Raw genomic sequence first — 13,291 nt, 5'->3', positions numbered from 1 at the left:
GGGCGGTTTGCGACGGCTCGACGCCGGCAGGGGGGTGGGATTGGGTTAGCGCACGAGGGTGCGGACCAGGGCTACGGTCTCCTTGGGGGTCATGGAGGGCAGGTAGGCGCGGCCGATGGCGCCGCCGATGGTGGGCAGCGCGAGCGGGTCGGGATAGGCCATGTAGATGGTCGAGTAGGTGGGGTTGAACTTCGCCTTGAACTTGAACAGCGACGAGAACCCGTAAGCCGGCTCGAGGGTTCTCGCCAGGAAGTCGCTCAGCTCGGTCATCACGGTCGGCGCCGGGGGCTCCTCGCCTTTGGGCACCGGAGCCTGGGCGAGCGGCGCACCCGAGAGCGACAGCACCTCAACGCCGAGCTCCTTCATGTGCAGCGCGGCCGACGCGATGAGGAACTCCATCGTGCCGCCCATCGACTCGTCCGCCCGCCGCATGAAGTCGAGCGTGTAGCCCACGACGACCCCGTCGCGGAACATCGGCAGCCAACTGGTGACGGCGGCGACGCGACCGGAGGCGTCGACGGCCAGCATCAGCGCGACATCCGGATCTTTGATCTCTTCGAGCGCCCCGAGGGTGAAGCCCATCTCGGGCAGCTCCTTCTCCGACACCCAGGCCTCCGAGATGGCGTTGATCTGGCTCATGTAGCTGCGCGAGAGCTCGTCGTAGGTTGTCCACACGGTGGTCATGCCCTCGCGGGTTCCCCGGTTCAGCGACGAGCGCACGTTCTGCCAAGCCTTGCCCGTCATCTCGAGGGTCTGCGGGTGCATCAGCGTCTCCTCGCCCACCGACATGCGCTGCCACTCGAGCTCGTCGAACGCGGGCAGGAATTTCTCGTGCACGCTGTAGAAGACCGGGATCCAGCTGCGGGAGTCGCAGAAGGTCACGAACTCCCGCACCACCTCCCGCTCGCTGCCGGGCCGGCAGACCGGATCCGACATGGTGATCGCCACGTCGTTGATCACCCGGTAGGCCACGGCCGCATCGCCCGCCGCGTTGAACCAGTACACGTTGCCCGGCCAGGTGGTCATCCAGCCCAGCGTGCCGCCGCCACCGCGACGCAGCAGAGCCCGGATGCGCTGGTGGTCGCCCACATTCACCCGTTGCTCGGTCGACGCGATGAGCTGCAGCGAGGCCACCGCGAACACCGCCCAGAACAGCGGCCCCACCCACTGGAACAGGAACAGCGGAATGCCGGCGCCCGGCACGAGCACATCGCCCGTCACCCCCACGAGCGTCACCGGCAGGAAGCGGCGCGGCAGGTCGAACACCAGGTCGACCACCGTGGCGCCGCCCGGCACGAAGCTCTCCAGGGCGAACGCCCCCGCGGCGACGTAGGCGAGCGACAGCAGCAGGAACGCACCGACCACCACCACCAGGAACCGGATGAACGCCTCCCGGGGCGCCGCGAGAGCGAACCGGCGCCGCACCACGAACAGCAGCACGGCCACCGCGAGCGGAACCACCACGGTCGACCCGCCCCACACGATGTACTCCCCGACGTCGACGGCCTCGAGCGGGGTGTCGTCGCTGACGCCCGATCCGCCGGCCAGGGTGAGGATGAGGCCGAGGAACACGAACGCCAGCGCGATCATGGCCAGGTTCGTCACGATGCCCAGCCACAGTGCGAACCGCCGGCCCTTGCGGAGCCCCCAGGAGGCCACCAGCAGCAGCGCGAGAGGCACGAAGGTCTGCACGACCGGGCCGAGCCCGCCGAGTTCGGCGAGCCGTCTCATGTCGTCGCAGACCTCGGAGTCCGCCGTGGCGCAGAACTCGTCGATGTCGGCCGCGGCCGGGAAGATGTCGCCGTAGAAGCTGCCGGCCAGCCCGAAGGCGCCGCTGCCGTTCGGGTCGAGCCACGACACCAGCGGCCCGATCGCCGTGATCAGCACGATGGTGGCCACCAGCACGCGCACCTCGCCGAAGGAGCTCTTCAGCAGCACCATCCGGCGGCTGCGCCCCGAGATCAGGTGACCGATCGCGAGCCCGGCGACGGCTGCGATCAGCCGATAGACGGTCGAGGTGTCCCCCACGTACAGCGTGAACATGATGAGCAGGCCGAACGCCACGAGCCGCACCCGCCGGCGCCACAGCGGCCCCATGAGCGAGCTCGACGCGACGAGCGCCCCCACGATCGGCGTGAGCGGGTCGACGGTGAGGTCGACGCTGGTGCCGTCGGCCCACCACTCGCCGGCGAGCGACCCGGCCCACTGCAGCACCACGCCGAGTCCCACGCCCACGAGGCCGGTCACGAAGAAGGCCAGCACGAGGCGGCGGGGCCCGAGCAGCCGTTCGGCCACACCCAGCAGGGCGATCGAGAGCAGGATGCCCGCCACCAGCTGGTAGGGATCCCACGGGATGAACAGGGCCGTCAGCACCGTCCACCAGTGGCCCTCGTCGACCACGGTGGTCACACCGGCCGCCCAGGTGTCAGCCGTCACCTCCGAGGGCGGCCCGAAGAACGTTCCCACCACCAGAGAGGTCAGCAGGATGACGGCGGCGAAGCCGAGGCTGAGCGGAATGGTCGCGAGGTACCGGCCCGCGAAGGTGAAGGTCTTCCTCATGGGCGACGATCCCGCTTTCGTTGAGTGGGTTCTAATGTAGCCTCGTCGATGTGAACGAATCGAGTGATCCGACCGTCGCCACACCCCCCTTCCGGGTGGTCACCCGCGGGCTCTCCGCGGGCGAACTCGCCGCCGTCACGGTGGTCGTCGACGCGGCAGTGCAGCAGGAGCTCGAGGCGCTGCAGTCCGAACCCGTCGTCGGCCCCTCGGCGTGGGAACGCAGCCAGCGGGGGCTTCGGGCCCCGCTGCATCCGGGGCCCGGCGCCTGGCGCTCGTTCAGCGCCTGACGCGCAGCGCGGCCCACGGCCGAGCCTCAGCCTGGGTGCAACTCGGGAGAACCCTGAGAGCGTCGGCGAAAATGTCCCCACAAATGACGACTGTGCGGTTGCAATGACTTCCGCAGAATAAGTAATGCAAGGCGTCTCTCCTCGGAGGGGCACTGCCGGATACGAGCCGACTAGGGTAAGCGGGCTCGTGTTCCGGGGGCGAGTCAGGGCGATATTCGGGTTATCGTCCTGACTCGAAATCTCACACCGGGGGCCGATTCCGATCGGTCCCCGGTTCTTTTTCTGTTCCGGCCTCCCGGGGCACCTCCAGCCAGAGCTCGAGCTCGGCCTCCTCCTCCAACTGCCCGACGCCACCCACCATCGCGTCGTCGCCCTCGCCGCCTTCGCCGCCTTCGCCGGCCGGGGCGTCACGAAGCCCCACGATCGTCACGGCCACGTCGTCCTCGGGCCGGCCGGTGCGCACCACGAGACGGTCGGCGGTGCTGCCGCCGATCTGCTCGGCGATCACGGCCGTCACCCGGGCGTGCTGGGCGCGGTCGAGGTCGTCGATGCCGCCGTCGTCCAGCAGCGTCACCTCCACGCCCCGGCGCCGGGCCTCCATCACCTCACGCCGCACCCGGTCGTCGAGCAGCCGGCGCCCACGGATCTCGTCGCGCATCGCGGCTTCGAGGTGCAGGCACTCCTGCCGCTCCTCCTCGTCGAGCCGGCCGTCGGAGGCGATGATCGCCTTGAGCATCGGGGCCACGGTGCGGTCCATCTGCGCGAGCCGCACGCGGCGCTCGAAGAACTCCGCCTGCTCCTGCGCCTGCCACTCCACGGCGCGCTGCTCGGCCAGCTCGAACAATCGAGCATCCCGGGTGGCCCGCACGATGGCCGCGGTGGCGGCATGGCCGATACCCACCCAGACCGGGCCGCCGATCACGCCGAGGGCGGGCAGCGCGAACGGGTCGCCCACCCAGGCCAGCATCCCCACGATCATCACGCCGATCCCCGTCCAGGCGAACAATGGTCGCTGACGCACCACCGTGATGGTCATCAGGGTGCCGATCGCCCCCACGATCCAGGTGGCATACCCGTTCTGGGCGTGCGGTTCCAGTTGCGGCAGCACCAGGATGAGCGACACCGCCGTCACCGCGACGTTCCCGGCGGCGACGCCGGCGGGCATCCGCGCTCTCGTCGAGGGCACCAGGCTGAACACCGTCGCCAGCGCGTACAGCAGCATCGCCACGAGTCCGGGCCACGGGTTCGCCGGCACGTCGAGCGCCGAGATGCCCAGCACGAGGTGGAAGGCCGAGAAGATGGCGGCGAGCCCCACCAGCAGCAGCCGGGGAATGGAGATCATGCGGAGGCCCCCTCCGCACCCGGGCGCCACTCGAGCTGCACCGTCGTGCCCGAGCCCGGCCGCGATCGCACGCGGGCCGATCCGCCCACCGAGTCGACCCGTTCGCGGATCGAGATGCGCAGCCCCAGCCGGTCGGCGGGCACCTCGGCGGCGGCGAAGCCCACTCCGTCGTCGTCGATCAGCACGCTGAATCCGGATGCGCCGCGACAGTGCACCCGCACCCGTCGGGTCACCCCGTGGTCGCCGGCGTGCTGCACGCTGTTGGTGAGGGCCTGCACGGCCGCCGTGTAGAAGCCCTCGAGCACCCGGCCGGGAACGAGCTGGCCGGTGTCGCCCTCGGCCGAGAAATCCACGTCGGCGGCGATGGCGGAGGCGAGCGCGCGCACCCGCTCCACGAGCACCGACAGCGGACGGTCGCGGGCGATCTCCGATTCCGCGTCGGCGCTCTGCAACGACACCAGGGCGCTCTCGGCCATGCCCACCACGCGTTGCCGGTCGTCGGCGGAGTCGGCCCGGGCCGCGGCGAGGAGGGTGGAGAGCACCCGGTCGTGGATGACGGTGTCGACCCGGGTGCGCTCCTGCTCCGTCGCATGCCGCTTGGCCGCATCCGCGTACCGTTCCACCGCCAGGGCCTGCGCCTCGTCGACCCGGCTGGCCGCCGCCCGGAGCCCCGTGATCACGATCACCAGGAACGCGCCGAGCACCAGGGAGTAGACGGTGTCGAGCAGGGCGTTCAGCACGGAGGCCTGGCCACCCGCCGGCAGCTGCCGCAGCACGAAGAACGTGGCGGGCACCCCGATGGCGTACACCACGGCCCAGGCGGTGGGCAGGGCGATCGAGGCGGCACCGACCGCCACGATCACGATGTACCAGAGCCACGGCTGCACCCCGAGAGCCGCCTCGGGGCTCCGCACCGCCAGCGGCCAGAGCAGCAACGAGAGCGCGAAGAGCCCCGCGAAGGCCGCCATCGACACCCGGATGCCGCGGCCCGCGAGCGAGCACACGAAGCAGGCGCCGATCGCGCCGAACAGGGCGATGGCCACTCCCCACGCCCACTCCGGTTTGAGGGTGTCCACCGAGTCCGCCAGCACGGGGATGGACAAGAGGGCGAAGGCGAACCCGAACAGGCCCTGCAGCCGGGCCAGCACGAGGTCGATCATGGCGCGGCTGAGCGGGGTGCGACCGTCGGCGAGGATGCGCCGGGCACTGCGGCCGAGCGGGTCGGCCGGGCGGGCGCCCACGGGGCGGTCTCCCATCAGGCGGGCTTCCGCCGGGCGGTCTGCCCCGGATCGGCCTGCGTCAGCCGACATGTCCGTCGTCGTCGAGCGCGAGGATGCCGTCTTCGACGGCGCGCCGCAGCAGCTCCACCTTCGAGCGGGCGGGTCGCCCCACCTCCACGTACTTCGCGCGCACCCGGTCGAGGTACTCCTTGGCCGTGGACACCTTGATGTTGAGCTTCAGCGCCACCTGCGACAGCGGCAGGCCGGAGGCGTACAGGTGCAGCACGTCGCGCTCGCGTTGGGCGAGCTGGGCCTTGCCGAACTCGGGGTCGGCGTCGATGGCGCTCGCCCACTCGAGGTTGTTGAGCACGTCGCCGCGTGCCACGGCGGCCACCGACGCGATCACGGTCTTCGTGGCGGCCGACTTCGGCACCACCCCCGCGGCGCCGGCGGCGAGCGCCTCGCGCACGAGCCCCACCCGGTCGGCGATGGAGTGAACCAGCACCGACGCGCCCATCGACCGGGCGTGCTGCACGTTCTCGGTCACCGAGAAGCCGTCGCCGAGGCTCAGGTCGAGCACCACCACGTCGCACTCCTGGCCGGCGAGGGCCACCCAGAGCTCGCTCACCGAGGCGGAGGCGGCCACCACCTCGAAGCCCGCCTCCTGGCAGGCGGCCCGGATGCCCAGGCGCACCGACTCGTGGTCGTCGACGATGGCGACCCGGACGGGGGCCGGGGCACCGGCGCCCGCATCCGTCGGCTGGTTCGTGGTCTGCTGCGTGGTCTGGTCGTGCACCGCTCACCCCTTGAGAAGACTCCCGCCATCCTACGCCGGGCGCCCTCGTCAGCCTTTGACCAGCACGCCCACCGTCTCGAGGTGGTGGGTGTTCGGAAAGAGGTCGTAGGCGCGAACGGTGTCCAGTACGTACCCGGCCTCGCCGAAGAACGCGACGTCGCGGGCGAACGCCACCGGGTCGCAGGCGACGTAGACCACCTGGGCGACGCCGAGCCGGGTGAGCGAGCCCACCACGTCGCGGCCGGCACCCGAGCGCGGCGGGTCGATCACCATGGTGGCGGCCGCGAGCCGGCGCCTGTCCTCGGCCGAGGCGTCGCGCTCGAGCTCGGTGAGGTAGCGGTCCACCCTGGCGGTCACGGCACGGGCGCCGATCCACTCGGCGAGGTTCTCCGATGCGTGGTCGGTGGCCAGCCCGTCGGACTCGACGCTCGTGATGCGGGTGGCCTGACCGAAGCGGTCGGCGAACGCCGCAGCGAGCAGCCCCACCCCGCCGTAGAGGTCGTGGTTGGCCGCGCGCGGATCGACGAGATCGGCGCGGGTGAGCTCCTGAACCGCGGTCGTGAGGGTCTGGGCGGCGTGCCGGTGCACCTGCCAGAAGCCGTTCTCGGCCAGCCGGAACTCGCGCTGGCCCACGCGCTCCACGATGGTGGCGGGTGCGCCGGCCGCCGATTCCGTTCCGGATGCCCGGGCCGCCGCTGACGCGTCGCCCCGGGGTCCGCCGCGCTGACCACCTGCACCATTACGACCGCTCTGGCCCCGCCCGCCGCCGCTCTGGCGTCCGCCACGGCCGCCCCGGCCGCCCCCCGACTTCGAGCGTTCCTCGGGCACCAGCGACACCCGCAGCTCGCCCCCCGAGGTCTCGATCAGGTCGACGGCCACCGCTCCCTGCCCGCCGAGCTCGAGTGTTCCGGCGACCGAGCGGGCCTCCTCCTCGATGGCGAGCGTGGCGAGGGGCAGCGAGTCGACAGGCACGATGTCGTGCGAGCGCGCCGCGTACGGGCCCACCCGGCCTCCGCGGCCCACGTGCAGACGCACGCGGGTGCGCCACCGGGTGCCGTCGGCCTCACCCGGGATCGCCTCCACCTCGACGGGGCGGTCGATCTTGCCGAACCGCTGCAGCGCATCCGTCAGCACCTGGCCCTTGAGCGCACGCTGACGCGCGAGGGCGATGTGACCGAACTCGGCTCCGCCGGCGCGGGCGGAGGGGTCGCGCTCGAGCGCGGCCGCCGGCCAGACGTGCGGCACGCGATCAGGCGAGGCCTCGAGCACCTCGACGGTGTCGGCGCGCCAGAACGACGACTTCGCGTCGACCACGCGGGCCAGCACGCGTTCACCCGGAACGGCGTCGGCGACGAACACCACCCGGCCCTCATGCCGGGCCACGAAGACCCCGCCGTGGGCTACATTGTCGATGGTCAGCTCGATCAGCTCGTTGTCGTTGTCAGCCATCAGGCGAGCATCCCACAGCCGGCTGCGACTCCAGCTCACCGCACCTCCAGCTCCCTCCATCCCCCGTTCATCGCGAAAGGCCGACGGCGTGCGCCTCTACCTCGCTTCCACCTCTCCCGCCCGGCTCGCACTGCTGCGCCAGATCGGCGTCGAGCCGATCGTCGTGCCCTCCGAGGTCGACGAGGACGCCGTGGTCGAAGCCGCCCTTCGTGAGCGGGCCGCCTCCGGCGAGGGCCCGCTGACGACGGATGCGATGGTGCAGCTGCTCGCCGAGGCCAAGGCCGAGGCCGTGGTCGACGCGCTGGCAGCCCTCCCGGTCGACGCCCTCCCGGGTGGCGTGCCCGTCGACGGATTCGTGCTCGGCGGCGACTCGGCGTTCGAGCTCGACGGCGTCTCCTACGGCAAGCCGCACCGGCCGGAGGTGGCCCGCGAACGCTGGCTCGCCCAGCGCGGCCGCACCGGCGTGCTGCACTCCGGGCACTGGCTCGTCGACCACCGGGGCGGTGCGCGCCGGCGGGCCGCCGGCCGCACCGACCACGCCGCACTCACGTTCGCCGACGACATCTCCGAGGCCGAGATCGACGCGTACGTGGCCTCGGGTGAACCGCTGCTGGTGGCCGGGGCGTTCACCATCGACGGGCTGGCCGCTCCGTTCATCCGCAGCATCACCGGAGCGCCCTCAGCGGTCATCGGCATGTCTCTGCCGGTGCTGCGCGACCTGCTGGCCGGCTTCGGCGTCACCTGGACCGACCTCTGGGAGCCGCCATCCGGCCCCGCTGAGCGACTGCCGTTGTAGACATGACACCTGCCCACCGCGGCGATTTTGTGCGCACATGCCAAATCGGGGATGGTCGGCGGCAATAAGCTAGGTCACTATGCCCCGTATCACCAAGGTCCTCATCGCCAACCGAGGCGAGATCGCGGTCCGCGTCATCCGCGCCGCCCGAGACAGCGGGATCGGCTCCGTCGCCGTCTACGCCGACCAGGATCGAGACGCTCTGCACGTGCAGCTGGCCGACGAGGCCTACGCGCTCGACGGCACCTCGAGCGCCGACACCTACCTCGTGATCGAGAAGATCCTCTCCGTGGCCCGCCGCTCCGGCGCCGACGCCGTGCACCCGGGCTACGGCTTCCTCGCCGAGAACGCCGACTTCGCCCGCGCCGTCATCGCCGCCGGTCTCACCTGGATCGGTCCGTCGCCCGAGGCGATCGAGAAGCTCGGCGACAAGGTCTCCGCGCGTCACGTGGCCGAGAAGGTGGGCGCCCCGCTCGCCCCCGGCACCATCGACCCGGTCGAGGGTGCCGACGATGTGCTCGCCTTCGTGGCCGAGCACGGCCTGCCGGTGGCCATCAAGGCGGCCTTCGGCGGCGGCGGTCGCGGCCTCAAGATCGCCCGTACCGTCGAGGAGGTGCCCGAGCAGTTCGAGTCGGCCACCCGCGAGGCCATCGCCGCATTCGGCCGTGGGGAGTGCTTCGTCGAGAAGTACCTCGACCAGCCGCGCCACGTCGAGACGCAGTGCCTGGCCGACGCCCACGGCAACGTGGTCGTGGTCTCCACCCGCGACTGCTCGCTGCAGCGCCGCCACCAGAAGCTGGTCGAGGAGGCCCCGGCGCCGTACCTCACCACCGAGCAGAACGACCTGCTCTACAGCGCCTCGAAGGCCATCCTGAAAGAGGTCGGCTACCTCGGCGCCGGCACCTGCGAGTTCCTGATCGGCAAAGACGGCACGGTCTCCTTCCTCGAGGTGAACACCCGCCTGCAGGTCGAGCACCCCGTCTCCGAGGAGGTCACGGGCATCGACCTGGTGCGCGAGCAGTTCAGGATCGCCGAGGGCGGCACGCTCGACTACGATGACCCGGTGCCGCACGGCCACTCCTTCGAGTTCCGCATCAACGGCGAAGACCCGGGCCGCGGCTTCCTCCCCTCCCCCGGCCCCGTGCACGTCTTCAAGCCCGCCGGCGGCCCCGGCGTGCGCGTCGACTCCGGCGTGCAGGCCGGCGACGTCATCTCCGGCTCGTTCGACTCGCTGCTGGCCAAGCTCATCGTCACCGGCTCGAGCCGCGAAGACGCGCTCGAGCGCTCCCGCCGCGCCCTCGACGAGTTCGAGGTGGCCGGTCTCCCCACCGTGCTGCCCTTCCACCGCGACGTGGTGCGCAACGAGGCCTTCGCCCCCACCGACGGTAAGCCGTTCTCCATCTACACCCGGTGGATCGAGACCGACTACGTCAACCCGGCCGAGCCGTGGAGCGGCTCCCTGGAGGACTCGCCCGAGCCGGCCGAACGCCGCACGGTGATCGTCGAGGTCGACGGCAAGCGCGTCGAGGTGGTGCTGCCCAGCACGCTCGTGGCGGCGGGGGCCCGCTCGGCCGCGGCCGGGGCGAGCCGCTCGGCCGGCGCTCCCCCGCGCCGTCGGGGCGCATCCGTCGGTGGGGTCTCGAGCGCCACCGGCGACTCGGTGAAGGCGCCCATGCAGGCCACCGTGGTGAAGATCGCGGTCGCCGACGGCGACACCGTGGTCAAGGGCGACCTCGTGCTCGTGCTGGAGGCCATGAAGATGGAGCAGCCCATCACGGCCCACAAAGACGGCACGATCGCCAACATCGCGGCCGCCGTGGGCAGCACGGTCTCCTCGGGGCACGTGCTGCTGGACATCACGGCCTGATCGTGGCCGACGCCGGCGCCCGCCCACCCGTTCTCGGAATGATCGGGGCGGGCTTCCACGCGCGCACCAACATCCTGCCCTCGCTCGGGCTGGCGGGGCTGCCGCTCGCCGCCCTGGCCACGCGTTCGGTGGAGCGGTCGCAGAGCGCGCTCGCGCTGGCCGGCAGCCCCGAAGGCACTCCGTACGCCTCCGCCGAGTCGCTGCTCGCCCACCCCGGGCTCGACGGCGTGCTGATCGTGGCCCAGCCCCACGACCAGCTGCAGCTCACCCTGCAGTCGCTGGCCGCCGGCATCCCGGTGTTCGTCGACAAACCGCTCGGGCTCACCGGGGCCGAGGCGCGGCAGGTGGCCCGGGCGTCGGATGACGCCGGTGTCGGCGTGCAGCTCGGTTTCATGAAGCGCCACGCGCCGGTCTACCAGCGGCTGCGCGCCCTGCTCGACGAGGGGGCGCTCGGCAGCGTGCGCTCGTTCGCGGTGCAGTTCGGCTGCGACTCCACTCCGTTCTGCCGCACCGAGGCCGAGTTCGTCACCCTCGCCGCCATCCACCTGATCGACCTGGTGCGCTACCTGTTCGGCGAGGTCGAGACCGTGCACGCCGTGAACTCGGGCGAGGGGGCGAACGTTGCCCTGTCGGTCACGCTCGGCTTCGCCTCGGGCGTGAGCGGCACCCTCGACCTCACGGGGCTGCCGAGCCGGGCGAACGAGGTCGAGGGCGTGCGCGTGATCGGCGACGCCGGTTTCGCCGAGACGACGGATGCGCACACCCTCCGCCTGCACACCGTCGCCGTCGCGCCGGGCGCCGACCTGCCGCCGGCCGAGGTGCCGCCCCCGGCCTGGGGCACGCTCGCCGAGCGCGACGTCGTTCTCCGGCCCGCCGAGAGCGCCATGTCGGGTACCGGGCGCGACCTGTACCTGCGCGGTTTCGTGGGCGAGGTGCGCGCCTTCGCCGACGCGGTCGCCGCCGGCACGATCTCACCCGACGGCGCCTGGGACAACGTGGCCACGATGGACCTGTGCGACCGCATCCTCGCGTCGTCGTCCGCCCAGGCCGCCGACCGCTCCACCCGACTCGACCGGGCGGCCTCCGCCGGACTCGTGCCGGTGGTCTTCGGCGATCCGGGCCCGTTCCGCGACCAGATGGTGCAGCGCATCCTCTCGGGCCGCAAGACCGGCTCGACCACGCTCGAGGCCGCCTATGCGCTCAGCGGCGTCCCCGTGCCCCGCGTCGGCGAACGCCGAGCCCTCCTCGACTCGGCCGGCGACCCCGCCGCCCTGCTCGAGTACACCGAGGTCGTCCAGACCACCTTGGCCGACGTCACCCCCGAGCTGGCCCTGCAGGAGTCCCCGTCGATCGACGCCTGGCGCGCCGCCCACGTGGCCTACTTCCAGACCCTTACCGACGCCGTGCGCGCGCACCTCTCCGACCCGGCATGGTCGGCCACGGATCCGGGGCCGCTCGTCGCCACGACGTTCCGGGTCATCCCGCTGGACTGAGTCGGCGGGCCGGCGGGCCGGCGGGCCGACGGGCCCCGGCCGGCTACAGGACGATGTGCATCGCCCGCGCGGCGTCGGAGATCGACCCCGACAGCGACGGGTACACGGTGAACGCCCGCGACACCTGGTCCACGGTGAGCCGGTGCTCGACGGCGAGCGCGATCGGGAAGATCAGCTCCGAGGCGTTCGGGGCCACGACCACGCCGCCGATCACCGTGCCCGACCCGGTGCGGGCGAACAGCTTCACGAAGCCGTCCTTGATGCCCATCATCTTGGCGCGCGGGTTCGACGACAGCGGCAGCTTGTAGATGTCGCCCTGGGCGATGCCCTCCTCGATCTGCCGCTGGGTCCAGCCCACGGTGGCGATCTGGGGCTGGGTGAAGATGTTCGACGCCACGTTGCGCAACTCGGTGGGGTTCACCGCATCGCCCATGGCGTGGAACATCGCGGTGCGTCCCTGCATCGACGCCACCGAGGCCAGCGGCAGGAAGGTGGTGCAGTCGCCCGCCGCGTAGATGTTCGGAGCGCTGGTGCGGGCCACCCGGTTCACCCGGATGTGCCCCGAGTCGGAGAGCTGGATGCCGGCCTCTTCGAGTCCGATGTCTTTGGTGTTCGGAACCGAGCCGACCGCCATCAGGCAGTGCGAGCCCTCGACGGTGCGGCCGTCGGAGAGGGTGGCCAGCACGCCGTCGGCGGTGCGCTCCACCCGGTCGGCGCGCGACTTCGACAGCACGGTCATGCCGTTGCGCTTGAACACGTTCTCGATCACCGCGGCGGCATCGGCGTCTTCGCCGGGCAGCACCTGGTCGCGGCTGGAGATGAGCGTCACCTTCGACCCGAGCGCCGTGTACGCCGAGGCGAACTCCGCACCCGTGACACCCGAGCCCACCACGATCAGGTGCTCGGGCACCGACTGCAGGTTGTACAGCTGCGTCCAGGTGAAGATGCGCTCGCCATCCGGCACCGCGCTGGACAGGATGCGCGGGCTCGCGCCCACGGAGACCACGATCGTGTCGGCCTCCAGTGCGTCGAAGTCGGTACCGCCCTTGCCCGCGGTCGAGACGATCACCGAGCTCGATCCGTCGAGCCGGCCGTGGCCGCTCACGATCGTCACCCCGGCTCGCACGAGGTTCGCCCGCATGTCCTCCGACTGCTGGCGCGCGAGCCCGAGCAGCCGCTTGTTCACCTGCGCGAGGTTCACCGCCACCTCGGGTCGCACCGGCCGGCCGGCGTCATTGCGCGAAAAGAACTGCACCCCGAGGTCGGCGGCCTCGCCGATGGCGTTCGTGGCCTCGGCCACCGCGATCAGGGTCTTCGACGGCACCACGTCGGTGATCACGGCGGAACCACCAACCCCCACCTGCTCGACGAGCGTCACCTCCGCCCCCAGCTGCGCGCCCGCGATGGCCGCCTCGTATCCCCCGGGGCCCCCGCCCACGACGACGACCCTCTGCTTGCGCTCGAACTCATTGCCCATGCGGC

Annotated in this window: 10 protein-coding genes; 4 read left to right on the top strand and 6 right to left on the bottom strand. The window is 71.7% G+C overall.

Features of this window, described 5'->3' with window-relative positions; translation table 11 throughout:
- Positions 1-45: 45 nt before the first annotated feature.
- Positions 46-2,559, bottom strand: coding sequence for an MprF family protein (locus ACEXOR_RS16380; protein WP_374850804.1), 2,514 nt, complete (start codon positions 2,557-2,559; stop codon positions 46-48).
- A gap of 50 nt (positions 2,560-2,609) precedes the next feature.
- Here ACEXOR_RS16380 and ACEXOR_RS16375 point away from each other — a divergent pair, with 50 nt between their 5' ends.
- Entirely contained in the window at positions 2,610-2,846 is a 237-nt protein-coding gene (locus ACEXOR_RS16375) for an acyl-CoA carboxylase epsilon subunit (protein ID WP_374850803.1), read from the top strand.
- Positions 2,847-3,087: 241 nt separating this feature from the next.
- Here the strand turns inward: ACEXOR_RS16375 and ACEXOR_RS16370 are convergent, their stop codons facing one another.
- Genes ACEXOR_RS16370 through ACEXOR_RS16355 form a run of 4 tightly spaced genes read right to left on the bottom strand, consistent with a single transcriptional unit; the run spans position 3,088 to position 7,653 of the window.
- Positions 3,088-4,188: a DUF8320 family protein gene (locus ACEXOR_RS16370; protein WP_374850802.1), complete on the bottom strand. Its 1,101-nt coding sequence runs from the start codon at positions 4,186-4,188 to the stop codon at positions 3,088-3,090.
- Positions 4,185-5,444 (bottom strand): sensor histidine kinase, encoded by a 1,260-nt coding sequence (locus tag ACEXOR_RS16365; RefSeq protein ID WP_374850801.1) that lies wholly within the window; start codon positions 5,442-5,444, stop codon positions 4,185-4,187. Before ACEXOR_RS16365 ends, ACEXOR_RS16370 begins: the two co-directional genes overlap by 4 nt.
- A 43-nt stretch (positions 5,445-5,487) precedes the next feature.
- Positions 5,488-6,204, bottom strand: a complete 717-nt coding sequence (locus ACEXOR_RS16360; protein WP_374850800.1) for a response regulator transcription factor — start codon at positions 6,202-6,204, stop codon at positions 5,488-5,490.
- Positions 6,205-6,252: 48 nt separating this feature from the next.
- Entirely contained in the window at positions 6,253-7,653 is a 1,401-nt protein-coding gene (locus ACEXOR_RS16355) for a class I SAM-dependent RNA methyltransferase (protein ID WP_374850799.1), read from the bottom strand.
- 88 nt (positions 7,654-7,741) lie between these two features.
- Between ACEXOR_RS16355 and ACEXOR_RS16350 the strand changes: the two genes are divergently transcribed.
- The 3 genes from ACEXOR_RS16350 (at position 7,742) to ACEXOR_RS16340 (ending at position 11,809) form a co-directional block, all read left to right on the top strand.
- Complete coding sequence (locus tag ACEXOR_RS16350) at positions 7,742-8,449, top strand: Maf family protein (RefSeq protein WP_374850798.1); 708 nt, start codon at positions 7,742-7,744, stop codon at positions 8,447-8,449.
- A 79-nt stretch (positions 8,450-8,528) separates the two neighbouring features.
- A complete protein-coding gene (locus tag ACEXOR_RS16345) occupies positions 8,529-10,316 on the top strand; it encodes an ATP-binding protein (protein WP_374850797.1) in 1,788 nt (595 codons plus the stop codon).
- Between the two features lie 2 nt (positions 10,317-10,318).
- Entirely contained in the window at positions 10,319-11,809 is a 1,491-nt protein-coding gene (locus tag ACEXOR_RS16340) for a Gfo/Idh/MocA family oxidoreductase (protein WP_374850796.1), read from the top strand.
- A 43-nt stretch (positions 11,810-11,852) separates the two neighbouring features.
- On the opposite strand, the gene ACEXOR_RS16335 is transcribed toward ACEXOR_RS16340, so the two are convergent.
- Positions 11,853-13,286, bottom strand: a complete 1,434-nt coding sequence (locus tag ACEXOR_RS16335) for an NAD(P)H-quinone dehydrogenase (RefSeq protein WP_374850795.1) — start codon at positions 13,284-13,286, stop codon at positions 11,853-11,855.
- Positions 13,287-13,291: the final 5 nt, after the last annotated feature.

This window comes from Herbiconiux liangxiaofengii (genome assembly GCF_041927335.1).
In the GTDB taxonomy this organism is placed as follows: Bacteria; Actinomycetota; Actinomycetes; order Actinomycetales; family Microbacteriaceae; genus Herbiconiux; species Herbiconiux liangxiaofengii.
The sequence above is the reverse complement of the archived record's forward strand: the minus strand, read 5'-3'. Positions and strand labels throughout refer to the sequence as shown.

What these genes read in the sequence shown, in the direction of transcription:
- ACEXOR_RS16380 (WP_374850804.1), bottom strand. Translation starts at nt 2,559, where the DNA reads ATGAGGAAGACCTTCACCTTCGCGGGCCGGTACCTCGCGACCATTCCG.
- ACEXOR_RS16365 (WP_374850801.1), bottom strand. Translation starts at nt 5,444, where the DNA reads ATGGGAGACCGCCCCGTGGGCGCCCGCCCGGCCGACCCGCTCGGCCGC.
- ACEXOR_RS16345 (WP_374850797.1), top strand. Translation starts at nt 8,529, where the DNA reads ATGCCCCGTATCACCAAGGTCCTCATCGCCAACCGAGGCGAGATCGCG.
- ACEXOR_RS16370 (WP_374850802.1), bottom strand. Translation starts at nt 4,188, where the DNA reads ATGATCTCCATTCCCCGGCTGCTGCTGGTGGGGCTCGCCGCCATCTTC.
- ACEXOR_RS16355 (WP_374850799.1), bottom strand. Translation starts at nt 7,653, where the DNA reads ATGGCTGACAACGACAACGAGCTGATCGAGCTGACCATCGACAATGTA.
- ACEXOR_RS16335 (WP_374850795.1), bottom strand. Translation starts at nt 13,286, where the DNA reads ATGGGCAATGAGTTCGAGCGCAAGCAGAGGGTCGTCGTCGTGGGCGGG.